Source organism: Wenyingzhuangia sp. IMCC45467 (genome assembly GCF_054111205.1).
Genome location: NZ_CM134196.1, coordinates 2359615 through 2385911, shown reverse-complemented (window position 1 = coordinate 2385911; position 26297 = coordinate 2359615). Strand labels below are relative to the sequence as shown.

Below are 26297 nucleotides of genomic sequence, written 5' to 3'. Positions count from 1 at the left end.
CAAAGTAAGAGGAACCTGTTGTTTCTTTGTGTCAACAAAATTTGAAACAAAAACAAAACAAAATTTTATTAAGATGAAAAAATTAATTTTATCAATGTTAGCAATTGCTGCTTTAACTTTTACAAGTTGTACTTCTGATGACAATAATGATATTGTTACGGAAGAAGGTGTAATTAAATCTGAATCAGATATAGTTATTGGAGATTTACAAGGAACTGTAGAGGCTAACATTACTTTGAAAAAAGGAGTTGATTATCTTTTGACTGGTTCTTTATTAGTAAAAGATGGTTATACTTTAACAATTGAAAAAGGAGCAGTAATAAAGGTTGATGCTGGGCGTACCGATACTTATGTAGCGGTAGAGCAAGGTGCAAAAATTATGGCTGCTGGTACAGCTTCAGAACCTATTACTTTTACTTCTAATGCTACAAATCCAAAAGCAGGAGACTGGGGAGGAATTGTTATTGCTGGTAAAACACAAACAAACAAAGGAGATTCTGTACAGTCTGAGGTTGCTGGGTTAAATTATGGTATGCCAGCTGCTCAAGCTATTCCTGCTGATAACTCTGGAGTTTTAACGTATGTTATTGCTGAGTATACTGGTGCTAAAATTAATGGTGATGCGGAATTTAATGGATTCTCTTTTTACACAGTAGGTTCTGGAACTACAATTAACAACTTAGTTGTAAAGTATGGTGCTGATGACGGTGTTGAATTTTTTGGATCTACTGTAGATGTTGATAACATTTTGTGTGTTAACATTGCGGATGATATGTTTGACTTTACAGGAGGATACACAGGAACTATTACAAATGCTTTTGGTGTAAGAGAAGCTGATTTTGATTTGGCTACTGAAGACCCAAGAGGTATTGAAGGAGACTCTAACTCTTCTGATGCAACAGCAACTCCAATTTCTACTCCAACTTTTAACGGAGTTACAATTTTAAATCTAAATCAAACTGTTGCTTTAAAAGCTGGTGCTGAAATCCGTAGAGGAACAGAAGCTACTATTAACAATGCTGCTTTTATTGCTGCTGGAGCTGCTACTTTTGATAACTTAATTGATACAAAAGATGATAATGGAAATGGATCTGTTACTGTTACAAATGCATACTCACAAGGTGCTGTAGGAGATAACAAAGTCGGAGGAACAATTACAGGTACTGTAACTGTTGAGGCTGATTTATATGTTGGTTCTGCTGTTAAAGTAAGTAGAGGAGCTGATTTTTCTGTATTCTCTTGGACTGGATATGCCTTGTAAGAAGTAATTAAGATTAAGAAAAATATTCTCAAAATCCACCTCGAAAGAGGTGGGTTTTTTTATTCCCATTACTTTTTTAACTTTAGGAATAAAAGCTATGAATTTTAAAACCCAAAAAGAAAACATTCTCTTTTTAGATATTGAAACTGTTCCATTGTACAAAACGTTTTCTGAAGTTCCAGATATTGAAAAAGAACTGTTTGCCAACAAAACCGCCTATAAAAGAGGAGAAGAAATAAGTGTAGAAGCGTTTTATAGTAATGCTGGAATTTGGGCAGAGTTCGGAAAAATTGTCTGTATTTCTGTAGGATATTTTGTCAATCAAGAATTAAGAATCACGTCTTTTGCTTCTAAAGATGAAAAAGAAATTTTAAGGGGCTTTAAAAAGTTGTTAGAAGTTCATTTTAATCAACGACAACAGCTTTTATGTGGTCATAACGCTAAAGAGTTCGACTTTCCGTTTATTGCTCGTAGAATGATTGTACACGGGTTAGATTTACCAATAAAATTAAATCTGTTCGGTAAAAAACCATGGGAAATCCCACATTTAGATACTTTAGAATTGTGGAAGTTTGGTGATTACAAACATTATACCTCTTTAAAGCTATTAACACATTTATTAGGGGTTCCAAGTCCAAAAGGAGATATAGATGGTAGCCAAGTAGGAAAGGTGTTTTACCAAGAAGATAACTTACCTAGAATTGTACGTTATTGTGAACAAGACGTGTTGGCTTTGGCAAGGGTGTATTTGCGTTTTAACAATGAAGAAATTGTTGGTGATGAGAATGTGGTTTTTGTATAAAACAAGATGTTCGAGCGAAGTCGAGAACCTTTTTTTGTGTCATTAATTTTTATCTGTAAAAACATTTTCACCTCGACTTCGCTCGATGACCGTATATAGTTTTTAGGTATTCAAGCACGGTTGAGAACTATATTTTAGTTATTTATTTTTATCAGAAAAATATTTCATCTGGACTCCGTTCGATGAACTTCATAAAAAAAGTCCAAACTTTATCAGTTTGGACTTTTTTATTTATTAGATGATGTAGATGTAAATCATCATTATTGTTTACAAATCAGTATTTTTATCTAACAAAGCATTCCATCCTTGTGCTGTTAAAGGAACAGATTGATTGGCACCACGAGTAATTAAGTTCATTCCACTAGCTTCATCAGTCATGTGACCAATAACAGTTAAATGTGGATTTCCTTTAATTTTATCGTAATCGTTTTGAGCAATTGTGAATAGTAATTCATAATCTTCTCCACCACTTAAAGCAACAGTGGTACTGTTTAAATCAAATTCTTCACAAGTAGAAATTACCTGAGGATCTAAAGGAATTTTATCCTCATAAATATTACAACCTACTTTAGATTGTGTACAAATATGAATGGCTTCGGATGATAAACCATCAGAAATATCAATCATTGAAGTTGGGATTACCTCTAAATCATTTAAAATTCTAACAATATCTTTTCTAGCTTCTGGCTTTAATTGACGTTCAATTAAATAAGTATAAGCATCTAAATCAGGTTGGTTGTTTGGATCCACTTCAAAAACTTGCTTTTCACGTTCTAATACCTGAAAACCTAAATAGGCAGCACCTAAATCACCAGTAACCACTAATAAATCATTTTCTTTAGCAGTATTTCTATAAGTAATTTTTTGTTCCTCGGTATGCCCAATAGCAGTTACACTAATTAACAGTCCTTTGGTTGATGAGGTAGTGTCTCCACCTATTAAATCAACATTGTATTTTTCACAAGCCAATTGAATTCCACTGTATAACTCCTCTACAGCTTCTAAAGGAAATCTATTAGACAAAGCAATAGAAACAGTTATCTGGCTAGCTTCGGCATTCATAGCATATACATCAGATAGGTTTACCATTACCGCTTTATATCCTAAATGTTTTAAGGGCATATAAGATAAATTAAAGTGAACTCCTTCTACCAATAAATCGGTACTTACTAATGTTTTTAATCCTTTTGCATCTAATACAGCACAATCATCACCCACACCTTTTATGGTTGTATTTTGTGTAATGTTAAAATATTGCGTTAAGTGAGAAATTAAACCAAATTCTCCTAGACTTGCAATATCTGTTTTTTGTGGTGTTTTATCTTCTAACATATAGCTTTTAGTTTGAAAGGTTTGTTAATTATAACAACTAATAAAGTAGTGTTAACTACTAAAAGTTTTGCAAAGATACATTTTAGATTGATGCAGTCTATTACGTAATAAATATTATTCATTATTCGTATGATAAAAATCAGTTTAAAAATGGTAAATTTGCGGACGTTTTAGTTTAAACTATTTAAGTTATGATAAAAGTATCGGATATAGCTAAGAAAAAAGTAGTAGAATTAATGACCGATGATGGTTATAATGCTGCTAATGATTTTGTTAGAGTAGGAGTTAAGAGTGGAGGATGTTCAGGGTTATCGTACGATTTAAAGTTTGATAAAGAACAACAAGAAGGTGATAAAGTTTTTGAAGACAATGGTGTTAAGATTATTGTAGACAAAAAAAGCTTTTTATACCTAGTGGGAACTACGTTAGAATATTCTGGCGGGTTAAATGGTACAGGATTCGTTTTTAACAATCCTAATGCCAATAGAACATGTGGCTGCGGTGAAAGTTTTTCACTATAAACAAGTTTTATTTAAAAAATAAGAAAAGAGAGAAATAGGATAAATTTAAGTTTAGCACTTGAGTTTAGAATATTCAATTTTTAATTACGAAGTAATGAGTAAATATACAGAAGACGACTTAAGGGAAGAGTTAAAAACTAAAGAGTATGAATATGGATTCTACACTTATTTAGATGCAGAAACATTTCCTAAAGGATTGAATGAAGATGTAATTAGAGCAATTTCTTTAAAAAAGGAAGAGCCAGAATGGATGACCGAATGGCGTTTAGATGCTTTTCGTAAGTGGGAAGCTATGGAAGAGCCTGAATGGGCTAATGTGCGTTATGAAAAACCAAATTTCCAGGACATTAGTTATTATTCAGCACCTAAAAAAGCAGATCCTAACAAAAGCTTAGATGATGTAGATCCTGAGTTATTAGAAATGTATAAAAAATTAGGAATTTCTGTTGATGAGCAAAAGAAATTACAAAACATTGCTGTAGATATTGTGGTGGACTCTGTTTCGGTAGCTACCACCTTTAAAAAGACCCTAAACGAAAAAGGAATTATTTTTTGTCCAATTTCCGAAGCTATTAAAGAGCATCCAGAATTGGTAAAAAAATACATGGGTACAGTAGTTCCAAAAACAGATAATTTTTATGCAGCATTAAACTCTGCGGTATTTACCGATGGATCTTTTTGCTACATTCCAAAAGGAGTAACCTGTCCAATGGAATTATCAACTTATTTCCGTATCAACGAAAGTGGTACAGGACAGTTTGAGCGTACATTGGTTATTGCCGATGAAGGTTCTTTTGTAAGTTATTTAGAAGGATGTACAGCACCAAGTAGAGATGAAAATCAATTACACGCTGCGGTAGTAGAGCTAATTGCTTTAGATGATGCTGAAATTAAATATTCTACAGTTCAAAACTGGTTCCCTGGTGATGCTCAAGGAAAAGGAGGAGTTTACAATTTTGTAACCAAAAGAGGACTTTGTGAAAAGAATTCAAAAATTTCTTGGACTCAAGTAGAAACAGGTTCAGCGGTTACTTGGAAATATCCATCATGTATTTTAAAAGGAGATAATTCCGTAGGAGAGTTTTACTCAATTGCTGTGACTAATAACTATCAGCAAGCAGATACAGGAACAAAAATGATTCACTTAGGAAATAATACTAAGAGTACCATTATTTCTAAAGGTATTTCTGCTGGGCATTCTCACAACAGTTACCGTGGATTGGTAAAAGTAAATTCAAAGGCACAAAATGCTCGTAACTTTTCTCAGTGTGATTCTTTATTAATGGGAGATTTGTGTGGGGCTCATACTTTTCCATACATAGAAGTAAAAAATAAATCAGCACAAATAGAACACGAGGCAACTACCAGTAAAATTGGAGAAGATCAATTGTTTTACTGTAACCAACGTGGAATCGATACCGAAAAAGCCATTGCATTAATTGTAAACGGGTTTAGTAAAGATGTACTAAATAAATTACCAATGGAGTTTGCAGTAGAAGCACAAAAATTATTAGAAATCAGTTTAGAAGGATCTGTAGGATAACACTAGTTTCTAAAGTTAAAAAGATAAAAGTAAAAAGTTGTGTGAGTTGGTAAATACTGCACAACATTAAATAAAATATTGAAGTAAAAAAAGTTCAAAAGTTACTTTATAAACTTTCAACTTTACAACTTGATAAACATCAATTAGACATGTTAAAAATAGAAAACTTACACGCAAAAGTAGAAGATAACGATATCTTAAAAGGATTAAATATTGAAGTAAAACCAGGGGAGGTTCACGCTATTATGGGGCCAAACGGAGCTGGGAAAAGTACTTTGGCTTCTGTGGTAGCAGGAAATGAAAATTACGAAGTAACAGAAGGTACTATTACATTAGAAGGTGAAGATTTAGAAGATTTATCTCCAGATGAAAGAGCTCATAAAGGTGTGTTTTTATCTTTTCAATATCCAGTAGAAATTCCAGGTGTAACGGTTACAAACTTTATCAAAACTGCTATTAATGCTAAGCGTAAAGCTCAAGGTTTAGAAGATATGCCTGCAGCTGAAATGTTAAAGAAAATTAAAGAAAAAGCAGCCTTGTTAGAAATTGATAAGACTTTCCTTTCTCGTTCTTTAAACGAAGGATTTTCTGGAGGAGAAAAAAAGCGTAACGAAATTTTCCAAATGGCAATGTTAGAGCCTAAACTGGCAATTTTAGATGAAACAGATTCAGGGTTAGATATTGATGCTTTAAGAATTGTAGCAAACGGAGTTAATAAGTTAAAATCTAAAGACAATGCAGTAGTGGTTATTACTCACTACCAACGTTTGTTAGATTATATCGTTCCAGATTTTGTACATGTTTTAGCAGATGGTAAAATAGTAAAATCAGGAGGTAAAGAATTGGCTTTAGAATTAGAAGCTAAAGGTTACGACTGGTTAAAGTAAGATGTGTTATAAAGTTCATAAAGTACAAAGATATTAAAGGCCTACTTTTCTACTTTTCTACTTTTTAACTTTCAACTTTATAAACTAAACAATATGAGTTTACAAAATAAATTAACAGAAGCATTTAAGGTAGCAACCAACAATGCAACTGTAGAAAATTATAAAAAAGAAGCTTTTGAGGCTTTTTCTCAAAAAGGGTTTCCAACAACCAAAGATGAGGAATGGAAGTACACTAGCTTAAGAAGTATATTAAAAAACGAGTACGGAATTGAGTCTGCAAAGGCAAATTCGGTAACTGCTGATGCTATTGCCCCTTATTTGGTAGATGGAGTAGATTCTTACAAAATGGTTTTTGTAGATGGTGTTTTTAATGCTTCATTATCTGATGCTATTGATGAGGTTTCTGTTAAATTATTATCAGAAGCTATTGAAGATGCAGCGTACCAAGATATTTTTAAAAATAAATACAATAGCTTAGCAAAAGGACAAACTAGTTTAACGGATTTAAACACTGCTTTTACAAACGAAGGAGTAATTATTGAAGTTGCTAAAAGCAAAGCTGTTTTAAAGCCAATAGAATTGGTTTATTTTGCTTCTGGTGAAACAATGGCAATGTTGTTACAACCGAGAAATTTAATTATTGTTGGCGAAAATGCTGAGGTTAAGTTTATAGAACGCCATCAATCTTTAGCAAATGTAGCTACTTTTAACAATGTGGTAACTGAGGTTTTTGTGGCAAAAAATGGAATTTTTGATTTGTATAAAATTCAAAATGATAAAAACGATGCTTCTTTGGTCGATGCTACTTTTATAGCGCAAGAGAAAGATACAGTAGCTTCTGTTTATACTTTTTCTTTTGGAGGAAATATTACAAGAAACAACTTGTCATTCTATCAAAATGGATCAGGATGTGATTCTATTTTAAATGGAGTGACTATTTTAAAAGAAGATCAGTTAGTCGATAATCATACTCTGGTGGCTCATAAATCACCAGACTGTCAATCTAACGAAACATATAAAGGAATCTACGGAGGAAAATCAACAGGAGTTTTTAACGGAAAAGTAATTGTAGATCAAGCTGCCCAAAGAATTAATGCTTATCAACAAAACGATTCTGTTTTATTAACAGATACCGCAACAATTAACTCTAAGCCTCAGTTAGAAATTTTTGCAGATGATGTAAAATGTTCTCACGGATGTACTATAGGTCAGTTAGATAAATCTGCATTGTTTTATATGCAACAAAGAGGTATTCCTAAAGCAGAAGCAGAAGCGTTGTTAATGTTTGCTTTTTGTTCTGATGCTATTAAAGATGTTAAAATTCCTGCTTTAAAAAGAAAAATCAACCAAATGGTGGCTGATAAATTAGAGGTAAATATTCAGTTTGATGAAATTTAAAATATAGAATTTATCAAATCATAATAATTTAATAATCTTCACGAGCAATTGTGAAGATTATTTTTTTTTCAAAATACTTATCTTACTGGTTTTTAATCACAAAACCTTATGGAAAGATTTATTGGTGTTTTAGGTGTTCTTGTTTTATTAGTTGTTGCTTATCTATTGAGTAACAATCGAAAAAAAATTAATTATAAAATTATTTTAAAGGGGTTTGGTTTGCAAATAGCATTTGCTTTTATCATCCTTAAAACGCCTATAGGACTGCCTTTTTTTAAGTTTTTTGACATGGCTATTAATAAATTACTGTCTTATGCAGATAAAGGAGGGGATTTTTTGTTCGCTTCTTTTTTAACAGGACAGGTAGAATCTCCAATCATAAATTTTGCTGTTAGGGTATTGCCTACTATTATTTTCTTTTCTGCTTTTATGGCTTTGTTATATCATTTAGGGGTAATGCAGTATATTATTAAAGGAATTTCAAAATTTGTTCAAAAAGTTTTAGGAACAAGTGGAGGAGAAACTTTGAGTGTGGTGGGGAGTATTTTTGTGGGGCAAACCGAAGCTCCTTTATTAGTAAAACCTTTTGTAAAATCTATGACAAAATCAGAATTAATGACTATAATGGTGGGGGGGTTTGCTACTGTGGCTGGTGGTGTTATGGCTATATATGTTAAAATGTTAGCGAATATTCCTGGGATTGCAGGTCATTTAATGGCAGCATCTATTATGAGTGCCCCAGCTGCTATTATGATAGCTAAAATTATATGTCCTGAAACAGAAAAATCATTAACCAAAGGAAAGGTGATGATGGAAGATGATGACACTGATAAAAACATGGTAGAGGCGGTTGCTGATGGTGCTATTGATGGTTTAAAACTTGCTGCTAATATTGCGGCTATGTTAATTGCTATTGTGGGGATGGTTGCTTTAGCCGATGGGTTATTAGCTTTAATAGATCTTTCTTTAGCTCAAATTATGGGGTATGTTTTTCATCCATTGGCTTATTTAATGGGAGTGCCATGGGAAGAAGCTGGAGCATTTGGGACTTTGTTAGGTGAGAAAATAGCATTAACAGAATTAATAGCTTACAAAGATTTAAGTATTATGATAGAAAACAATCAAATAAGTACTAGGACCGCCCAAATTGCAAGTTATGCCTTGTGTGGTTTTGCCAATTTCGCATCAATAGGTATTCAGATTGGTGGGATTGCAGGAATAGCACCCAATCAAAAAAATGCTGTAGCAAAACTTGCTTTTAAAGCCATGATTGGAGGAGCTTTGGCAAGTTGGATTACTGCTTGTATTGCTGGAATCATTTTATAGCTATCTCTTAATATTTAGTTAACTTTTAAAGTCTTTAAAAAGCTATATGTTAATGTTTAATAAGGTTGTACAACATATTTGATTGGTATTATTGTTCCTTAACTTTTAATATTATAAAAATGAACAAATACATTTTAATTATTTTTATTTCTCTGCATTCCTTTGCTAATAATGATTGGGGAAAAACAGGGCACAGAACAGTTGGTGAAATTGCAAGTAAGCATTTAACAAATCAAACAACAAAAAAAGTAAAAGACTTGTTAAATGGTCGGTCTTTGGCTTTTGTATCTATTTACGCTGATGAAATTAGAAGTGACGATAAATACGATGCTTTTGTGCCTTGGCATTATGTAAATTTTAATGGTGATAAAAAATATAAAGAGGAGCCTATCAATCCAGAAGGAGATATTGTTCAAGGAATAAAAACTTGTATTTTAAAAATTAGAACAGATAAAGTTAGCAAAGAAGATAAAGCTTTTTACCTTAAAATGTTAGTCCATTTTATAGGAGATTTACATATGCCTTTACATGCAGGAAATAAAGATGACAAAGGAGGTAATGAAATCAAGGTAAAATGGTTTGGTGCAAAATCTAATCTACATAGAGTATGGGATTCCGATATGATAGACAATTACCAAATGAGTTATACAGAGTTGGCTAGTAATATTGATATTATTTCTAAAGCCGAAATTGATAAAGTGGGTCAAGGTTCATTAGTGAGTTGGGCACATGAATCTAGAATTTTAGCTTTAAAAGTTTATAAAGAAGTAAAAGACAGTGATTATTTAGGGTATGAATATATGTACCATAATTTTCCTGTTGTTAGAAAACAATTAGAAAAAGGAGGAATTAGGTTAGCAATAATACTTAATGAAATTTTTAAAGAAAACTCTAAGTGGGTTGATTCTTTTTTAGAAAACATTTAGCTACAAAACATAAAAAACCCGAATACAATTTAAATTGTATTCGGGTTTTTTATAAGTTAATCTTGTTTTTATTATGCCTCAACAGGAATAATAGAAACATAAGATTTGTTGTTTCTTTTCTTTTGGAATTCTACAATTCCGTCAACTTTTGCATGTAAAGTATGATCTTTACCCATGTAAACATTTTCACCTGGGTTGTGAGTAGTACCTCTTTGACGTACTAAGATGTTACCAGCCAATGCAGCTTGTCCACCAAAAATCTTTACACCTAATCGTTTCGATTCTGATTCTCTACCGTTCTTCGAACTTCCGACACCTTTCTTATGAGCCATAATATTGTGTTTTTATAAGGTTATTTTTTCTTTAATAATTAAATTGAGACACTCAAATTAAGCGTTAATAGCTTCAATTTGGATTTCAGTTAAATACTGACGGTGTCCGTTTTTCTTTTTGTAACCTTTTCTTCTTTTCTTTTTGAAGACGATTACTTTATCACCTTTTAAGTGACCTAAAACTTTAGCTTTTACTGAAGCTCCTTCTATAGCTGGGGCGCCAATAGTAACATCACCATTGTTGTCTACTAATAAAACGTTGTCAAAAGAAACTGAATCTCCTTCTTCGTTTTGTAAACGGTGAACGTATACTTTTTGATCTTGCGCTACTTTAAATTGCTGCCCTGCTATCTCTACAATTGCGTACATACTTAAATATTTAAAATGCTTGTTAAAATAATGGATGCAAATATACATTTTATTTTTCAACAAAACACAGGTAAAAAAATATTTTTTTAATCTTTATTATGCTGGTTTTTATATATTTACACATAGCTATAAACCATTGTATTTGTTGAAAAGTATTTTTAAAATATTATTTTTAAGCTGTTGTTTTCCTATAATGCTATCTGCACAATCAAGTGTAAAGGAGGTTGTGGATACTTATTTTAATGCCATAGGAGGAGTTGAATTGATAAATCAGGTAAATACTTTTTATTCTGTTTCCGAAACTGAAATTAATGGAGATCAGTTAATTATATATAATAAGCAACAAAAACCCAATTTAAGATCTATAGTTATACATAAAAACAATAAGTTTTTGTCTAAAAAGATTTATAATGGAGAAATAGGATATGAGGTTTTAGGAAAAACAAAAAAAAATTATACTAAAGCAGAAATTCAAAGTAAACAGGATCAGATTTCTATTTTTCCTGAATTTCTGTATTTAACAAAAGCTGTTTTTTTGGGTAAAAAAGAGGTGATGGGTAGAATTTGTAATGTATTAGGTTTAGGAGACAAAAGAATATATTATGACGTGCTTTCTGGTTTAAAGTTAAAAGCAAGTAATATTAAGCTCATAGCGGGACAAAGAATTTTACAAGAGATTTATTATATAGATTACAAAGAGGTTAAAGGAATAAAGTTTCCTGTAATTTTTAGGAGTATTATAAAGGATAAAGAAATAGTTTACAATGTAAGATCAATTTCTTTAAACAAAGAAGTAAGTATCTCTGATTTTGAATAGCTAAGGTTTGTAAACTTTTGTACCTTTGGTTTATCTATTAAAGAAATTCTAATAAATGAAAATTCTAATAAAATATATGTGTATTGCTTTTTTGGCAATTATCACATTATGGTCTTGTAAACCTTCTTCTACAAGTAATACTTCTCAAACGCAAACAAACTTGCCAGTAAAACTAGAAACAATTTCTTTGAATATTGAAGGGATGACTTGTGAAATAGGTTGTGCTAAAATTATTGAATCTAAGGTGTCTAAATTAGAAGGAGTTGCTGAGTCTAAAGTAGATTTTGAGGTAAATAAAGGAACCTTTACTTATGATATTAATAAAACTTCTAAGGCTGTTATTGTAACTACAATCAATAGTTTATTAGATGGGAAAACATACAAAGCTACTAATGTAAAAACTTGTTGTACTACTAAGGAAATCAAAACTTGTACTCAGGATTGTGCAGAAAAATGTGGTCACAAAGTTGGAGAAGTTTGTGAAAAATGTACTTCTCATCATCAAGAAGGGTGTTGTACTCTAGATAAGAATAAAGAATGTTCAAAGGAATGTGTAGAAAAATTTGAGCATAAACCGGGTGACACATGTGTAAAGAGTTCTGCTAAGAAAGATACTTGTAAGCCTAATTGCGAAAAACCCTGCTGTTCTTTAACAGAGAGTAAATAAATTTTTTCTTGATTGCTACGATAAGGAATGATTTTTGGGGTTAAAGAAAGTCATAAAAGTTGTAATGCCAAATAAATGAAGTTGAGTTTATCCAAAACGTTAAATATTGCTATTGTATCTGTTTATTTAATTTTTTTAGCAGGTTCAGTTGTTAGGATGACTGGGTCTGGTATGGGGTGTCCGGATTGGCCTAAATGTTTTGGACATTATATTCCTCCTACTTCCGAAAAACAGATTACATGGAAACCAGAGACTTCTTTTAAAAAGGGTTATATTATTATTTATAACGATGCCCTTTTTGTTGCTAATAGCAATTTAAAAACTTTATCAGAATTTAATCCAAACAATTGGACGGCTTATACCAAACATGAGTACGCTAAATTTAATGTTTATCATACATATACAGAATATATAAATAGATTGGCATCTGTGCTTTCTGGTTTTGTATTTCTAATATTATTATGGAAAGTTACATTTGCTCCTTTAAAGAGAAGAGGAGTAGCACCCTTGGTTTATATAGCTTTTTTAGGAATGCTGTTTGAAGCTTGGTTAGGGAAAATTGTGGTAGATAGTTTTTTAACACCTTATATTATTACTTTTCATATGATTGGAGGGTTGCTAATAATAGGGCTTTTGTTAAGGGCTAAATTTTTATTGGAGGTAATACCTTCATTTAGTAATAAATATAGTAAAACCTTTCATAGGTTATTATTAATATCATTATTAATGATGATTGGTCAGGTTCTTTTAGGAACACAAGTAAGACAGTATGTTGATGAGCAAGTAAAGTTATTTGGTTTTGAACAGAAAGAATTCCGATTGTTAAACCCTAGTTTTAAATTCTATTTTCATAGATCTTTTACCATTGCAATTGTTTTGGTAAACGCATTGTTATATTGGATAAATCAGAAATATAATTTAGGATTTAAGGGGGTTAAATATGTTGTGTTCTTGTTGTTTTTTGAAGCTTTTTCAGGAATTTTAATGTATTATGTTAATTTTCCTTTTGGAACACAAGCAGTACATTTATTAACTGGGGCAATTTTGTTTGGAGTGTTACTGTATATGCTTTTTACTTCTAGTAGATTAAAAAGATTTTCTTCTTAGTTTTTCCACTCTAAAGTTTCTATTAACATTTCAATATCTTTTTTAATATAATTTATAGCAGGTAGAATGGAATCGTAATTAGGACTTGTGTTAAAATATAAAGCCCCGCTTAAAAAGTGTTTGGTAGAATCTGTTACCTGAAATTGAATGCTAGAGGCTGCATTTCCAGAAACTTCAAAAAGCTTAGCGTATACTTTTTTATGAGTGTTTTCATAAGGATGCATTTCAATATTATCTGCTTTTAAAGCATGTTTGTATGTTAGTTTTTCAGCATCAGAAATAAGGTCTTTTATGTTGTTGTCTACCTTTTGGTAGGTCATATTAATATCTGCTTTTAGTTTAGGGTAATGTAAATCGGACCATAAATTATGTTGAAGATTAAAAATGGCTTGGGTAGAATACTTAAAAGAATAAGGTAATTGGCTGTTGCTTTTTTGATAAGTAGCCTTTGGGTAGTTAAGTTTTAAATATCCATTAGGTTTAGGCACAACGTTGTTGTTACAACTTGTAATAAAAAATGAAAAGCTTAAAAATACAGGCAATAATTTCATTTAAAAAAGTGCTTTAGGCAATGGCTACTTTTATTTGTTTAATTCGTTTTCGGTCAATAGCTTCTACAGTGAAAGTAAGGTTTTGATAATTTATTTTTTCAAATTTCCTTGGAAAACGTCCAGAAAGTTCAAGTAGCAATCCAGCTAATGTTTCAGATTCTCCTTTGTCTTTTTCAAAGGAAATTTCATCAAGTTCTAAAACTTTACAAAAATCTTTTAGATTTATTTTTCCGTCAAAAACATAATTGTTTTCATCAATTTTAGAATATGATAAATCAACTTCATCAAACTCATCACTAATATCTCCTACAATTTCTTCAATAACGTCTTCTAGAGTAACCAATCCGCTAGTTCCACCATATTCATCTACAACAATAGCTAAATGGTTTTTACGCTCCTGAAAATCAATTAATAAATCATCTAGTTTTTTGTTTTCAGGAACAAAGAAAGGTTCTCTTACTAAAGGAACCCAGTTGTATGTTTTTTTATGTAAATGTGATAATAAATCTTTGGTGTAAAGAATTCCAACAATTTCATCTATGTTATTGTCATAAACGGGGTTTCTAGAAAAGCCTTTGTCAGTAATAATTTCTAAAACTTCGGCAAAGCTTGCTTTTTTAGAAATGGCACAAATATCCATTCTTGGATTCATAATTTGCACGGTTTCTGTATTTCCAAAGTTTACAATCCCTTCTAATATGTTTTTTTGTTCAGCAGTGGTTTCCTCTTCTGAGGTAAGCTCTAGTGCTTGGGATAAATCATCAACAGAAAAATTGCTTTTACTGCTTCTTAATCTTTTTTCAATAAGGTTAGATAAGCTGGTTAATGGACCTGTAATAAGTATAAATACTTTGTCTAAAAACAATAAAACAGGACTCATTAAAAGAGCGAATTCTTTGGCATTTCTGGTGGCATATATTTTAGGCAGTACCTCTCCAAAAATTAAAATGATAAAGGTGATGAGGATAACCTCTATGAAAAAACGAATATTTACTTTGAATAATAAAAGATCAATTTTTAAAGTTAAGTTGCCAAAAAAAACTTCTCCTAAACTAGCAAATAATAATACAATTAAAATGTTAATGGCATTGTTGGCAACTAAAACGTTTGCCAGTAGTCTTTTTGGCTTGGAAATTAGTTTGGTTAATTTTTTTGCGTTTCCGTTATCTAAGCTTTCTAATTGATCTAATTCTGATTTGGTTAAAGAAAAAAAGGCAACTTCGGAGCCAGAAATTAATGCGGAGCAGATTAATAAACCTATTGTAATAAAACAATTTATAATGGTTTCTATAGGTATTCCGGTACTGTGTATGGGCTCAGGCAATTTTTATGTGTTTTAAAATGGTAAATCGTCTATAATATTTCCTGAATCAGGTTTTTCTGAAGAGGAATTTTCTTGTTTGTTATCGTTTTTTGAAGTTAAAAAATTCATATCAAAAACATGAATTTCTGTAGTGTATTTTTTTACACCCTCTAACTCCCATTCGCGAGTTTTAATTTTTCCTTCGCAATAAACCTTGTCACCTTTGTTTAAAAATTTATCACAAATTTCAGCTAATTTATTTTTAACTACAATGTTGTGCCATTCGGTTGTGGTGGTTTTTTCACCGGTTGTTTTGTTTGTGTAGGTTTCGTTAGTTGCTAAAGGAAAACGAGCAATACAATTACCACCATCAAAATAGTGTGTTTTTACATTATCGCCTAAGTGACCAATAAGCATTACTTTATTTAACGAACCTGCCATAGTTAAAAATTTCAATCAAAAATAATGAAAATTTATTTGCTTTGGTACTCTTCTAAAAATTTGTGTATCAGTTTAGGAACCGCAAAATTTTCTACATTTTCCCATGGAGTTTCTTCAGATTTGTTTGGAGGATTGGTGTTTAATATCCAAAAATGTGTGTGCAAATGTTGATGCGTTAGTTTATGTATCCAAGGTTCTGAGTTGTATAGGATTAGGTTAGGGTTTTTGATTTGATTTTCTTTAAAAAAACTATGTTTAATTAAATCTTTATGATTTATAGGTTGGTTGGTTTCTATTAATGGAAATTGATATAAGTTTTTCCATATACCATTGCCTGTTCTTTTTTCTAGAAGGGTTACATCATTATTATCAAACACAATAAAATTAAAAAACTTGTCTTTAACCTTTAGTTTTTTTTCTTTTACGGGTAGGGTGTTAATGAGTTTTTTGGCTTTAGCAATACAGCCATTAGCCAATACACATTCATTACAAATAGGGTTTTGAGGTTTGCAAACCATAGAGCCAAAATCCATAATGGCTTGGTTGTAATCTTTTGGATTGGCATTTTTAATTAACTCTTGAGCAAGTTCTTTAAAATATTTAATTCCTTTAGGTGAGTTAATTGGGAGGCTGATGTTAAAATATCGGGCTAAAACCCTATAAACATTTCCATCAACCACGGCTGTTTTTTCATTAAAACAAATAGAAGCTATGGCAGAGGCTGTATAATCACCAACACCTTTAAGTTTTAATAATTCTTTATAAGTGTTTGGGAAAACTCCGTTAAGTTCTTGGCAAATATATTTTGCCGAAAAATGTAAATTTCTTGCCCTTGAATAATATCCCAAACCTTGCCAGTCTTTTAAAACCTCATCTTCACTAGCATTTGCTAAGTCTTGAACCGTAGGATAATGCTCTGTAAAGACCTTGTAATAGTCCAATCCTTGCTGAATTCTGGTTTGTTGTAGTATAATTTCTGATAGCCAAACAAAATAAGGATTGGATGATTTTCGCCAAGGCAAATCCCTTTTATTATTTAAATACCACATTTCTAGTATCTTATAAAATTCCATATCTTTGTAGTTGGGATTGCAAACTTACATAAAACTTCTATTAAAAATAGATGGTTAATCTTTTTAGAATTAATTAATTATCATATATTTGCATCCTCAATTTTTTTCTAGAAACAATAAATTTAATAAGAAATGACGAAAGCAGATTTAGTTACGACAATTGCAGATAAATCAGGAATTGAAAAAGCTGATGTTTTAGCAACTGTTGAAGCGTTTATGGATGAAGTAAAAAATGCTTTAGAAAACGGAGACAATGTTTACTTAAGAGGTTTCGGAAGTTTTGTAATCAAAACTAGAGCTGAAAAAACAGGAAGAAACATTTCTAAAAACACCACAATTAAAATTCCAGCTCATAATATCCCAGCATTTAAACCTGCTAAGACATTTACAGAAGGAGTAAAAGCTAAAGTAGAAGTAAAATAGTACTTTTGCTAACAATAGAATATTAACAATCTCCAATAAAGGAGACATTTAAATTATAACATTATGCCAAGCGGTAAAAAAAGAAAGAGAGCAAAGATCTCTACGCACAAACGTAAAAAAAGATCAAGAGCTAACAGACATAAGAAAAAGTAAGTTTTTAAAACTTACTTTTTCTTGTTTTTTATGGTTTCGTAAAAACCATTACACGTTCATTGACATTAAGACACTAGTCTTAATTATCAATTCACTTATTTTTAATCGTGTTGCACAGGTAGCACTTAATACAAAATCAGGATGAAATTAGAATTAATTATTCGTTCCAATTCTTCTGATATAGATTTTGCATTACTTAGAGATGGTAGATTAATTGAGTTAAATAACGAGTCTAACGATAATAAAATATCGGTAGGTGATATATTTTTAGCCAAAGCAGGAAAAGTTTTAAAAGGTTTAAATGCCTCTTTTGTTGATGTTGGTTATGCTAAAGATGGTTTTTTACATTATCATGATTTAGGAGCTCAAGTAAATTCTCTAAATAGTTTTTTAAAGAAAATAAGTACAGGTAATTACAAAGATTTTACGTTAAGCAAATTTCAATTTGAAAAAGATATTGACAAAGGAGGTACTATTGACAAGGTTTTAAAACCAAAGCAAAATATTCTTGTTCAAATTGTAAAAGAACCTATATCTACTAAAGGACCACGAATTAGTTCTGAGTTGTCCATTGCTGGTAGGTATTTAGTTTTAGTGCCATTTTCTAACAGAGTTTCTGTTTCTCAAAAGATTGAAGATCCAAAGGAGAAAGAGAGACTAAAAAAGTTGGCAAAAAGTATCAAGCCCAAAGGGTTTGGACTAATTCTGCGCACAGTAGCACAAGGAAAAAAAGTTGCAGAATTAGACAAAGATTTACAAAATTCACTAGAAAGGTGGGTGGAAATGTGTAAACGTATTCCAAATACAAACACTCCAACCAAGGTTTTAAGTGAGTTAAACAGAGCATCTTCTATACTTAGAGATGTTTTGAATGATTCTTTTACAAGCATTGTTGTTGATGACGAACAGTTAGCAACAGAAATACGAGATTACATTCAAGAAATAGATCCTAAAAAAGTCGGTATAGTGAATGACTATAACGGTAATACTCCAATATTTGAAAAATACGGAATTGAAAGACAGATTAAAGCTGCCTTTGGAGAAACCGTATCTATGAGTAAAGGTGCGTATTTGGTTATTGAGCATACCGAAGCCTTGCACGTTATTGATGTAAATAGCGGAAACAGATCTAACAAGGCCAATTCTCAACAAGACACAGCGCTTGAAGTCAACTTAATTGCAGCAACAGAAATTGCACGTCAGCTAAGATTAAGAGATATGGGTGGAATTATTGTGGTCGATTTTATTGATATGAATAGCAATGAAAACAGACAGCAATTATATGAACATCTAAAAAATGAAATGGCATCAGACAGAACCAAACACAAAATTTTACCTCCAAGTAAGTTTGGTTTAGTGCAAATTACTCGTCAAAGAGTTCGTCCTGAAACGAATATTAAAACACGAGAACCTAATCCGAATAAAAACGGAGAAGTAGAGGCACCTATAGTGCTGGTTAGTAAGATTGATGTAGAACTAAGAAAAATCTTATCGACTAATAAACGTAACGAAAAAATCTTTTTACATGTACATCCTTTTGTAGCTGCATATTTAAGAAGAAAACTAAAGTCTCAACAAAGGACTTGGTTTGCAGAACACAAAAAATGGATTCGTATTATTCCAAGAGATGCTTATATGTATTTGCAATATAAGTTTTCTTTTAAAAAGTAAAATCATATCATAAAACCCTATCAAATTATTTTTGATGGGGTTTTTTTATGTTTTAAAACCAAAATCCAACACTTACGTAAATGGCATTGTTTCTGTTTTCGGGAGACCAAGCATATCTTAAATCTATAGGGCCTAAAAAACTATCAGCACTATATCCAACAGAATAACCTGTTTTGGCATTTTTAAAAAATGGCTGATGCTCAATAAAATCAAATACATCATCTGTTACAATGGCATAATTTGCATAAAAGTCAACATAATTTTTTTTGTAAAAACGATAACGTAGTGAAGCGGCTGTTTTGATGTAAGAATTTCCGATAAGTTCTGAAAAAGTATACCCCTGAAAAGATACAAAATTGTTGATGAAATTATTTCCATAACCTCCAATAGCATAACTTAAATTTTCTTGAGTATCGTTAGTAATAGACATTCCTCCATCTGCTTGAAGAAACAAAGAAACAGTGTTAGATATTGTTTTAATTCCTTCTAATAAAACTCTAGCCTGAGATATGGGAGCAAAGTTATTGTTGTAATCACTAGAAGATAAATAAGTTCTAAAGCTCGATTTGATTAAGTATCCATTGTTAGGAAAACTTTTTTTGTCATAGGTGTCTAATTCTATTTTTCCTAAAAAATTAAAATAATTAGATCGGTCAAAATAGGTTCTATCGGCATTAGGGTTTGGTATAATACTACGTGTATAAAAACGTAAGTATTGATGTTCTAAACCTAGAGATATGGTAAATCTATTTTTAAAATTAATTTGGGAATATAAATAATTGTATACGTTGCTAAACTCTAAATTAATGTTGCTATTATTATCTCCGTTTAGGTGTACCGAGGTTTCTAGTTGGTTAAATTTTGAATTAAAACCATAACTTAAGAAATGTCCGTTGTCTATAAAATAATTTAATTCAGCTCTAATATTATCACCAAAAGCCAAATCTACAGAAAGAATATCATTTCGTAAAAAAAGGTGTTTTTCTGTAAGGTTAACTAGTCCAGCAAGTTTGTAAGTAGTATCGTAGTGAGCACCTAACTTTAAATATAAAGATTGAGGGTTTTCTTCAATGTTAAAGTCTAAGTTTACAATGCTATCTTGTTCTTTAAACGCATAACGTACACTGTTAAAGTTTTTGGTTTGAGTTAAATAACTAATTCTATTGCTTAATTCAACATTAGATATTTTATCGTTTGGTTTAATGTCTAGTTTACCTCTTAAATATCTTCTTGTATAATTATTAGCTCCATTAAAATTGATTTCATTAATTGTGTATTTTTTTTGGTTGGTTTTTAATAAAATCTTTTTTTTAGATACAAAGTCTTGCTGTTGGGCTAATTTTTTAAAAGTATTTAAAAACTCGTTTGCTGATTTTTCACCTTCGTTAATAATTTGTCTTGTCTTGTCAAAATCAACCATTCCATATTTAAAAACATCTGGGTGTATATAAATATCAACATCATCTGTTTTGTTGTGTTCTTCACCATATAATTGATAGTTTATAATTTGATCAATTACTTTTAAAGCAGAATCAATGTTTTCTGGTTTTTGCAAAACTCCCTGTACATCAACACCAATAATAATATCAACTCCTTTTTTCTTCATAATATCAATAGGGAAGTTATTTGCAATTCCACCATCAATAACAGTTGCCAAGGAATCCATTTTATAAGGAGAAAGTAATGTGGGTAGTGAAGCACTAGACCTAATAGCTTCGGGTAAAGAACCGTAATTTATTTCAATTCCTTTTCCGTTTTCTATATTGGTAGCCATACAGAAAAAAGGAATAGGGTATTTAGAAAAATCTTGAATGTCTTTAACAGGAAAGTATAGCTCACTTAATTTGTTGTAGGTACTTTGTCCTTTAGATAAAGCCAAAGGTAATCCTATTTTTCCGTTTTTAATAGGGAGTGATAGGAGATATTTTTCGGTATGTTTTTTATCAAAAAAAGAAGCGTATTTTCTGTCAATTTTGTCAGATAACATGGTCATAAAATCAATAGAAGTGATAATAGAATCTATTTGATTTGCAGTGTATCCTGTAGCATATAAAGCTCCCACAGCAGCTCCCATACTGGTTCCTCCAATATAATCTATTTTTAAGTTTGCCTTTTCAATGGCTTTTAAAACACCAATATGTGCAAAGCCTTTGGCACCACCACCACTCAATACCAAGCCAACCTTAGGTCGTGTAAAAACAGAGTCAATTTTAAATTCTTGGCTATAAATGAGCTGGCAGAATAATGCGAAAAAAAGGAGTGTTTTGGTTTTCATAATGCTCCATAAAGTTACTCTTTTTTATGATAGAAATTATGTAATTTTTTAGCTCTAGAATTGCCTAAAACAACACTTAATTGTTCAATTGTTGCAGATTTTATTCTTTTTACAGATTTAAAGTACTGTAGCAAACTTTCTACACTTTGTTTGCCAATTCCAGGAATAGTTTCTAACTCAGAATTTAAAGCAGTATTGCTACGTCTGTTTCGGTGATGAGTAATTCCAAAACGGTGTGCTTCATTTCTTAGTTGTTGTAAAATTTTAAGTGTTTCCGATTTTTTATCTAAATACAAAGGAATAGGGTCGTCTGGAAAAAATAATTCTTCCAACCTTTTTGCAATTCCTATGATGGCGATTTTATTTCGCAAGCCTAAGATATCTAAACTTTTTAAGGCTGATGATAATTGTCCTTTACCACCATCAATTAAAATTAATTGAGGCAATGGCTGGTCTTCGTCTACAAGTCTCTTATAACGTCTGTAAACAGCTTCTTCCATAGAAGCAAAATCATCGGGACCTTCTACGGTTTTTATGTTAAAATGTCTGTAGTCTTTTTTGCTTGGTTTTCCGTCTTTAAAAACCACGCAAGCAGCAACAGGATTGGTTCCTTGGATGTTGGAGTTGTCAAAACATTCTATATGTCTTGGTTCTGCACTTAAATGTAAATCGGTTTTCATTTGAGCCATAATTCTTTTGGTATGCCTCTCCGGATCTACAATTTGTACTTGTTTAAATTGTTCTTGCCTGTAATATTTTGCGTTGCGTAAAGAAAGCTCTACCACACGTAATTTATCTCCTTGTTTAGGAACGGTTACTTTTATGTTTTCTCCAACATTTACCTTAAAAGGAACTAAGATTTCTGGGCTTATAGAATTGAATCTTTCTCTAAGTTCTATAATGGCTAGTTCTAGTAATTCTTTATCTGTTTCGTCTAATTTTTTCTTAATCTCTATGGTGTGAGATTGAATGATAGATCCGTTAGAAATTTTAAAGAAATTAACATATCCAGCCGTTTCATCAGATAAAATAGAAAAAACATCTACATTGTTAATAGTTGGACTTATAATGGTAGATTTTGCTTGGTAGTTAGCCAACAAATCCATTTTTTCTTTAATTTTTTGGGCTTCCTCAAATTCCATTTTGCTAGCAAATTCATGCATCATGCTTTCAAAAGCTTTTAAAGAATCTTTAAAGTTTCCTTTAATAATGTTTCTGATGGCAGTAATCTGATTGTTGTAAGCACTTTCTGTTTGCAAACCTTCGCAAGGGCCTTTGCATTTTTTGATATGATAGTCTAAACAAACTTTAAACTTACCTGTGTTGATGTTTTCATAACTTAAATCAAAAACACAACTACGAATTTGATAGAGTTCTTTAATTAAATCTAACAAGGCATAGGCAGTTTTTACACTGGTGTAAGGACCAAAATATTCCGATCCATCACGAATCATTTTTCTAGTGACAAAAATTCTAGGAAAGCGTTCTTTTTTTATACAAATCCAAGGGTAACTTTTATCGTCTTTTAAAAGTACGTTGTATTTGGGTTTGTACTTTTTTATTAAGTTGTTTTCTAACAGTAAAGCATCGGTTTCTGTAGCAACCACAATGTGTTTAATATCTACAATTTTAGAAACTAAAATTCGTGTTTTAGCATCGTCATGTGTTTTGGTAAAGTAGCTACTTACTCGCTTTTTTAAATTAATGGCTTTACCTACATAAATAATAGTTCCGTCTTTATCAAAATATTGATAAACTCCAGGGGTTGAAGGTAAAACGGTTATTTTAAGTTTGATGTCTTGATTCACGCATCAAATTTAAGGAATAAATATTTGATAGTTGAGGTTTTTGCGTTAGGGGGTGGAGTCTTTCGAACTCCTCATGATAGACTCTTTGTTTGAGCTCTTTTGTTTTTTTCAGAATACAGAATTTAGAATTCAGGAGTTAGGAATAGAGTAGTTAGCTATTTTTAGAAGCTTCTTAACTACTCGTATTCTAAAAAAAACAGAAAGGGAGTAGCGACAGCCCGACCCGATAAGGGAATGCCCAAAATATTAATGAATTGTACATTGCTAATTGTGATTTGAAAAAGTATCTTTGCTCAAAATTTTTTTAAAATGGCTTACAACTTTGTAGAGGAATTAAAGTGGAGAGGGATGATGCACGACATTATGCCTGGAACTGAAGAACAATTAGCAGAAGAGGTAACTGCAGGATATATTGGTTTTGATCCTACTGCAGATTCTTTACATATAGGGAGTTTAATTCCGATTATTGTGTTAATGCATTTCCAAAAAGCAGGGCATAAACCGATTGCTTTAATTGGAGGAGCTACAGGTATGATTGGTGATCCATCAGGGAAATCGGCAGAGCGTAATATGTTAGATGAGGAATCTTTAGCAAAAAACGTAGCTGGAATTAAAAGTCAGTTAGAACGTTTTTTAGATTTTAATTCGGAGGGTGAAAATGCAGCGGAATTGGTAAACAATTACAACTGGATGAAAGATTTTACCTTATTAGATTTTGTTCGTGATATTGGAAAGCACTTAACGGTAAATTATATGATGGCCAAAGATTCTGTAAAAAAACGTTTTACAGGAGAAGGTGGTGCTGATGGAATGAGTTTTACAGAGTTTACCTATCAGTTATTCCAAGGGTATGATTTCTTGCATTTGTACCAAAACAAAAATTGTAAATTACAAATGGGAGGTTCTGACCAATGGGGGAATATTACCACGGGTACAGAATTGGTAAGGCGTAAGGCACAAGGAAAGGCATATGCTATGACTTGTCCGTTAATTACCAAAGCTGATGGAACCAAGTTTGGAAAATCTGAAGGAGGAAATATTTGGTTAGACAAAAACAGAACATCGGCTTATAAATTTTACCAATATTGGTTAAATTCTTCTGATGAAGATTCTGAAAACTTTATTAAAAAGTTTACTTTCTTAACTAAAGAAGAAGTAGAAGCATTAATTGCTGAGCACAACGAGGCTCCGCATTTACGTTTGTTACAAAAAAGATTGGCAGAAGAAGTTACTGTAATGGTACATTCTCAAGAAGATTTAGATAATGCTGTAAAAGCATCGTCTATTTTGTTTGGAAAATCTACATCTGAAGATTTAAAATCTTTAGACGAACAAACCTTTTTAGATGTATTTGAAGGAGTTCCACAAGCAGAATTAAGCAAAGATGAGTTAGCGGAAGGTTTGGATATGATTGGAGCTTTGGCTGCCAAAACAAACTTTTTAGGTTCTAATTCTGATGCTAGACGTGCTTTAAAAGAAAATGCAATTTCTGTAAATAAAGAAAAAGTAAAGGAAGATTACAAAATTACTGCTTTAGATTTAATAGCTAATAAATATGTATTGTTACAAAGAGGTAAAAAGAATTACTATTTGGTAAACTTTGTATAAATAATAATAAAGATGATAAAAAAGACCTTTCACAATTTTGTGAAAGGTCTTTTTTTGTATTATAAATTTGACTTTTAGGTATGTAAATACTTCCTTGGTCGAATAAAACATGTGTCACAAGTGTTGTTTGTTAAATTTGAGTAGATACTTTAATTATTTAAGTTATACTATTATGAAAAATGCTTTGTTAATATTGATGGCCATTTTTAGTGTTCAAGTTTACGCTCAACAAGAAATCACTACTCAGGAAATTAAAAATCACATTCAGTTTTTAACTTCTGATAAAAATGCAGGTAGAATTCCTGGAGGAAAAGAAAACAAGAGAGTGGTAAAATACATTATAAAGGAATTTAAAAAAATAGGACTCGTTGCTTTTGATAAAAATTATAAGCAAGAGTTTAAAGCCGCTTTAAGAGTAGATGAGGGGCTAAAAGAAAAACCAGCTGTAAAAACTTGTAATGTCATTGGGTTTTTAGAAGGAAATGATCCTGGTTTAAAAAATGAATATATTGTATTGGGAGCTCATTATGATCATTTAGGTTTAGGAGGGCCTACAGCAAAATCTGATAAAAGAAATGTGGTCTATCATGGAGCAGATGACAATGCAAGTGGAACATCTGCTTTGTTAGAAATTGCAGAAAAGTTAGCTGCAAATAAAAAACAGTTAAAACGCAGTGTTGTTTTTATTGCTTTTGGAGCCGAAGAGCAAGGCTTGTTGGGTAGTAAATATTTTGTAGAAAATCCGTTGGTGTCTTTAAATACTATAAAGTTGATGATTAATATGGATATGGTTGGGAGATTGAACACAGAAAAACAAGTGTATATGGGAGGAGCGGGAACTTTTCCGGGAGGTGTAGAATTTATGAAAACACTAGGTCATTCCCTAGGTTTGAATCCTGTGGTTCATGCGGGTTCTGTTGGAGGATCAGATCATGTGTCTTTTTATAAAAAAGGAGTTTCCGTAATGGGAATGCATACAGGTGGTCACAATCAATATCATACCCCAGAAGATACTTTAGAGTTTATAAATTTAAAAGGAGAAAAAATGGTTGCAGAGTATATTTATAAAACCATTTTGGCAAAAGCGACTTCTACAGAAGAAATGTATTTTATCAACCAAGATTAAACATAAAAAACCTCTCAAACCTAATAAAGAAATGAGAGGGTCTTTGAACTAAAACTAAACTATACTTAAAACTATTTATATTGTGACCAATTTTGGTCTGCTTTTTCTTTTAATTGTTCTGCACCTTCTTCCTTCCATTTAGATAACGTATTTGTACCCCAAGAATTGTAAAACAGGTAAAGTTTTTTATCTCTAATTTCAAAAGTTTTTGGATTGATGTCGTATTTGGTGTTGTTGGCTCCAATGGCATAGGCACACCATCCTCCATATTGTGGAATGTATTTTTTAGGATTTTTTTTAAAAGTTTCTAAATGTTCTTTACTTATAAACTTATATTTAGCTCCATCATAAGTGATGGTAAATTCTTTTTTTCCTTCTTCGGCTTTGTTTTCAAAATAAGAAACCACATCATATCCTTCGGCTATATATCCCTTTTTAAGATTGTAATCCTTTTTTTGACCATAAAAAATGGTGGTAAATAATAAAGTAAATAAAATGACTATCTGTTTCATAACTATATATTGTTTATATGGCTATGTAGTCGATGTAAAAAAGAGGGGATTACAAATTTATATAG

General features: G+C 31.4%; 25 protein-coding genes. 15 read left to right on the top strand and 10 right to left on the bottom strand.

Translation table 11 applies throughout. The features are described from left to right. Positions 1–73: 73 nt before the first annotated feature. Complete coding sequence (locus ACXGQT_RS10230; protein ID WP_457828498.1) at positions 74–1261, top strand: hypothetical protein; 1188 nt, start codon at positions 74–76, stop codon at positions 1259–1261. Between the two features lie 97 nt (positions 1262–1358). After that, positions 1359–2063 carry a 3'-5' exonuclease gene (locus ACXGQT_RS10225; protein ID WP_457828497.1) on the top strand — a complete coding sequence of 235 codons (705 nt, stop codon included), beginning with the start codon at positions 1359–1361 and terminating at the stop codon, positions 2061–2063. A 267-nt stretch (positions 2064–2330) separates the two neighbouring features. Here ACXGQT_RS10225 and thiL read toward each other — a convergent pair whose 3' ends face one another. Beyond that, positions 2331–3395: a thiamine-phosphate kinase gene (gene thiL / locus ACXGQT_RS10220; RefSeq protein ID WP_457828496.1), complete on the bottom strand. Its 1065-nt coding sequence runs from the start codon at positions 3393–3395 to the stop codon at positions 2331–2333. A gap of 191 nt (positions 3396–3586) precedes the next feature. Here thiL and ACXGQT_RS10215 point away from each other — a divergent pair, with 191 nt between their 5' ends. From ACXGQT_RS10215 to ACXGQT_RS10190, 6 genes are all read left to right on the top strand, one after another. Further along, entirely contained in the window at positions 3587–3916 is a 330-nt protein-coding gene (locus ACXGQT_RS10215; RefSeq protein WP_457828495.1) for a HesB/IscA family protein, read from the top strand. A gap of 94 nt (positions 3917–4010) precedes the next feature. Continuing rightward, positions 4011–5459, top strand: a complete 1449-nt coding sequence (sufB, locus tag ACXGQT_RS10210; protein WP_457828494.1) for a Fe-S cluster assembly protein SufB — start codon at positions 4011–4013, stop codon at positions 5457–5459. 149 nt (positions 5460–5608) lie between these two features. After that, positions 5609–6346: a Fe-S cluster assembly ATPase SufC gene (gene sufC / locus ACXGQT_RS10205; protein WP_457828493.1), complete on the top strand. Its 738-nt coding sequence runs from the start codon at positions 5609–5611 to the stop codon at positions 6344–6346. A 93-nt stretch (positions 6347–6439) separates the two neighbouring features. Next, a complete protein-coding gene (sufD, locus tag ACXGQT_RS10200) occupies positions 6440–7744 on the top strand; it encodes a Fe-S cluster assembly protein SufD (protein WP_457828492.1) in 1305 nt (434 codons plus the stop codon). A gap of 108 nt (positions 7745–7852) precedes the next feature. Continuing rightward, on the top strand, positions 7853–9070 hold the full coding sequence (locus ACXGQT_RS10195; protein ID WP_457828491.1) for a NupC/NupG family nucleoside CNT transporter: 1218 nt from the start codon (positions 7853–7855) through the stop codon (positions 9068–9070). A gap of 119 nt (positions 9071–9189) precedes the next feature. Further along, entirely contained in the window at positions 9190–9996 is an 807-nt protein-coding gene (locus tag ACXGQT_RS10190) for a S1/P1 nuclease (protein ID WP_457828490.1), read from the top strand. 71 nt (positions 9997–10067) lie between these two features. Here the strand turns inward: ACXGQT_RS10190 and rpmA are convergent, their stop codons facing one another. Together rpmA and rplU are read right to left on the bottom strand one after the other, a co-directional pair. After that, complete coding sequence (gene rpmA, locus ACXGQT_RS10185; protein WP_073118150.1) at positions 10068–10328, bottom strand: 50S ribosomal protein L27; 261 nt, start codon at positions 10326–10328, stop codon at positions 10068–10070. Positions 10329–10385: 57 nt separating this feature from the next. Next, the gene (rplU, locus tag ACXGQT_RS10180; protein WP_073118151.1) at positions 10386–10697 is read right to left on the bottom strand and encodes a 50S ribosomal protein L21; all 312 of its coding nucleotides are present in this window, start codon (positions 10695–10697) and stop codon (positions 10386–10388) included. Positions 10698–10890: 193 nt separating this feature from the next. On the opposite strand from rplU, the gene ACXGQT_RS10175 reads away from it, so the two are divergent. The 3 genes from ACXGQT_RS10175 to ACXGQT_RS10165 all read left to right on the top strand — a co-directional run bounded on the left by ACXGQT_RS10175 (position 10891) and on the right by ACXGQT_RS10165 (position 13288). Beyond that, positions 10891–11514 carry a hypothetical protein gene (locus ACXGQT_RS10175; protein ID WP_457828489.1) on the top strand — a complete coding sequence of 208 codons (624 nt, stop codon included), beginning with the start codon at positions 10891–10893 and terminating at the stop codon, positions 11512–11514. A gap of 55 nt (positions 11515–11569) precedes the next feature. Continuing rightward, a complete protein-coding gene (locus ACXGQT_RS10170; protein ID WP_457828488.1) occupies positions 11570–12181 on the top strand; it encodes a heavy-metal-associated domain-containing protein in 612 nt (203 codons plus the stop codon). A 75-nt stretch (positions 12182–12256) separates the two neighbouring features. Then, positions 12257–13288, top strand: coding sequence for a COX15/CtaA family protein (locus ACXGQT_RS10165; protein WP_457828487.1), 1032 nt, complete (start codon positions 12257–12259; stop codon positions 13286–13288). Here ACXGQT_RS10165 and gldD read toward each other — a convergent pair. Genes gldD through mutY form a run of 4 tightly spaced genes read right to left on the bottom strand, consistent with a single transcriptional unit; the run spans position 13285 to position 16656 of the window. After that, on the bottom strand, positions 13285–13839 hold the full coding sequence (gldD, locus tag ACXGQT_RS10160; protein WP_457828486.1) for a gliding motility lipoprotein GldD: 555 nt from the start codon (positions 13837–13839) through the stop codon (positions 13285–13287). The two genes, ACXGQT_RS10165 and gldD, sit on opposite strands and share 4 nt — an antisense overlap. Positions 13840–13852: 13 nt before the next feature. Continuing rightward, on the bottom strand, positions 13853–15163 hold the full coding sequence (gene gldE / locus ACXGQT_RS10155; RefSeq protein ID WP_457828485.1) for a gliding motility-associated protein GldE: 1311 nt from the start codon (positions 15161–15163) through the stop codon (positions 13853–13855). A 12-nt stretch (positions 15164–15175) separates the two neighbouring features. Continuing rightward, the gene (locus ACXGQT_RS10150; protein WP_457828484.1) at positions 15176–15583 is read right to left on the bottom strand and encodes a single-stranded DNA-binding protein; all 408 of its coding nucleotides are present in this window, start codon (positions 15581–15583) and stop codon (positions 15176–15178) included. Positions 15584–15615: 32 nt separating this feature from the next. Next, a complete protein-coding gene (mutY, locus tag ACXGQT_RS10145) occupies positions 15616–16656 on the bottom strand; it encodes an A/G-specific adenine glycosylase (RefSeq protein WP_457828483.1) in 1041 nt (346 codons plus the stop codon). A 132-nt stretch (positions 16657–16788) separates the two neighbouring features. On the opposite strand from mutY, the gene ACXGQT_RS10140 reads away from it, so the two are divergent. Next, positions 16789–17079 carry an HU family DNA-binding protein gene (locus tag ACXGQT_RS10140; RefSeq protein ID WP_010136136.1) on the top strand — a complete coding sequence of 97 codons (291 nt, stop codon included), beginning with the start codon at positions 16789–16791 and terminating at the stop codon, positions 17077–17079. Positions 17080–17373: 294 nt separating this feature from the next. Further along, a complete protein-coding gene (locus tag ACXGQT_RS10135; RefSeq protein ID WP_457828482.1) occupies positions 17374–18903 on the top strand; it encodes an Rne/Rng family ribonuclease in 1530 nt (509 codons plus the stop codon). 52 nt (positions 18904–18955) lie between these two features. Here the strand turns inward: ACXGQT_RS10135 and ACXGQT_RS10130 are convergent, their stop codons facing one another. Together ACXGQT_RS10130 and uvrC are read right to left on the bottom strand one after the other, a co-directional pair. Next, the gene (locus ACXGQT_RS10130; protein ID WP_457828481.1) at positions 18956–21178 is read right to left on the bottom strand and encodes a patatin-like phospholipase family protein; all 2223 of its coding nucleotides are present in this window, start codon (positions 21176–21178) and stop codon (positions 18956–18958) included. Between the two features lie 14 nt (positions 21179–21192). Further along, positions 21193–22986 carry an excinuclease ABC subunit UvrC gene (gene uvrC, locus ACXGQT_RS10125; protein WP_457828480.1) on the bottom strand — a complete coding sequence of 598 codons (1794 nt, stop codon included), beginning with the start codon at positions 22984–22986 and terminating at the stop codon, positions 21193–21195. A 309-nt stretch (positions 22987–23295) separates the two neighbouring features. Here uvrC and tyrS point away from each other — a divergent pair, with 309 nt between their 5' ends. Both tyrS and ACXGQT_RS10115 read left to right on the top strand, forming a co-directional pair. Next, the gene (gene tyrS, locus ACXGQT_RS10120; RefSeq protein ID WP_457828479.1) at positions 23296–24594 is read left to right on the top strand and encodes a tyrosine--tRNA ligase; all 1299 of its coding nucleotides are present in this window, start codon (positions 23296–23298) and stop codon (positions 24592–24594) included. A gap of 136 nt (positions 24595–24730) precedes the next feature. Further along, positions 24731–25720, top strand: a complete 990-nt coding sequence (locus ACXGQT_RS10115) for a M28 family metallopeptidase (protein WP_457828478.1) — start codon at positions 24731–24733, stop codon at positions 25718–25720. 71 nt (positions 25721–25791) lie between these two features. On the opposite strand, the gene ACXGQT_RS10110 is transcribed toward ACXGQT_RS10115, so the two are convergent. After that, positions 25792–26232, bottom strand: coding sequence for a YHS domain-containing (seleno)protein (locus tag ACXGQT_RS10110; RefSeq protein ID WP_457828477.1), 441 nt, complete (start codon positions 26230–26232; stop codon positions 25792–25794). Positions 26233–26297 lie beyond the last annotated feature (65 nt).

What these genes read in the sequence shown, in the direction of transcription:
- gldD (WP_457828486.1), bottom strand. Translation starts at nt 13,839, where the DNA reads ATGAAATTATTGCCTGTATTTTTAAGCTTTTCATTTTTTATTACAAGT.
- ACXGQT_RS10165 (WP_457828487.1), top strand. Translation starts at nt 12,257, where the DNA reads ATGAAGTTGAGTTTATCCAAAACGTTAAATATTGCTATTGTATCTGTT.
- ACXGQT_RS10130 (WP_457828481.1), bottom strand. Translation starts at nt 21,178, where the DNA reads ATGAAAACCAAAACACTCCTTTTTTTCGCATTATTCTGCCAGCTCATT.
- ACXGQT_RS10225 (WP_457828497.1), top strand. Translation starts at nt 1,359, where the DNA reads ATGAATTTTAAAACCCAAAAAGAAAACATTCTCTTTTTAGATATTGAA.
- sufB (WP_457828494.1), top strand. Translation starts at nt 4,011, where the DNA reads ATGAGTAAATATACAGAAGACGACTTAAGGGAAGAGTTAAAAACTAAA.
- ACXGQT_RS10150 (WP_457828484.1), bottom strand. Translation starts at nt 15,583, where the DNA reads ATGGCAGGTTCGTTAAATAAAGTAATGCTTATTGGTCACTTAGGCGAT.
- rpmA (WP_073118150.1), bottom strand. Translation starts at nt 10,328, where the DNA reads ATGGCTCATAAGAAAGGTGTCGGAAGTTCGAAGAACGGTAGAGAATCA.
- thiL (WP_457828496.1), bottom strand. Translation starts at nt 3,395, where the DNA reads ATGTTAGAAGATAAAACACCACAAAAAACAGATATTGCAAGTCTAGGA.
- mutY (WP_457828483.1), bottom strand. Translation starts at nt 16,656, where the DNA reads ATGGAATTTTATAAGATACTAGAAATGTGGTATTTAAATAATAAAAGG.
- rplU (WP_073118151.1), bottom strand. Translation starts at nt 10,697, where the DNA reads ATGTACGCAATTGTAGAGATAGCAGGGCAGCAATTTAAAGTAGCGCAA.
- ACXGQT_RS10230 (WP_457828498.1), top strand. Translation starts at nt 74, where the DNA reads ATGAAAAAATTAATTTTATCAATGTTAGCAATTGCTGCTTTAACTTTT.
- ACXGQT_RS10140 (WP_010136136.1), top strand. Translation starts at nt 16,789, where the DNA reads ATGACGAAAGCAGATTTAGTTACGACAATTGCAGATAAATCAGGAATT.
- sufC (WP_457828493.1), top strand. Translation starts at nt 5,609, where the DNA reads ATGTTAAAAATAGAAAACTTACACGCAAAAGTAGAAGATAACGATATC.
- sufD (WP_457828492.1), top strand. Translation starts at nt 6,440, where the DNA reads ATGAGTTTACAAAATAAATTAACAGAAGCATTTAAGGTAGCAACCAAC.
- ACXGQT_RS10135 (WP_457828482.1), top strand. Translation starts at nt 17,374, where the DNA reads ATGAAATTAGAATTAATTATTCGTTCCAATTCTTCTGATATAGATTTT.
- ACXGQT_RS10190 (WP_457828490.1), top strand. Translation starts at nt 9,190, where the DNA reads ATGAACAAATACATTTTAATTATTTTTATTTCTCTGCATTCCTTTGCT.
- ACXGQT_RS10215 (WP_457828495.1), top strand. Translation starts at nt 3,587, where the DNA reads ATGATAAAAGTATCGGATATAGCTAAGAAAAAAGTAGTAGAATTAATG.
- ACXGQT_RS10170 (WP_457828488.1), top strand. Translation starts at nt 11,570, where the DNA reads ATGAAAATTCTAATAAAATATATGTGTATTGCTTTTTTGGCAATTATC.
- tyrS (WP_457828479.1), top strand. Translation starts at nt 23,296, where the DNA reads ATGGCTTACAACTTTGTAGAGGAATTAAAGTGGAGAGGGATGATGCAC.
- ACXGQT_RS10110 (WP_457828477.1), bottom strand. Translation starts at nt 26,232, where the DNA reads ATGAAACAGATAGTCATTTTATTTACTTTATTATTTACCACCATTTTT.
- ACXGQT_RS10195 (WP_457828491.1), top strand. Translation starts at nt 7,853, where the DNA reads ATGGAAAGATTTATTGGTGTTTTAGGTGTTCTTGTTTTATTAGTTGTT.
- ACXGQT_RS10175 (WP_457828489.1), top strand. Translation starts at nt 10,891, where the DNA reads ATGCTATCTGCACAATCAAGTGTAAAGGAGGTTGTGGATACTTATTTT.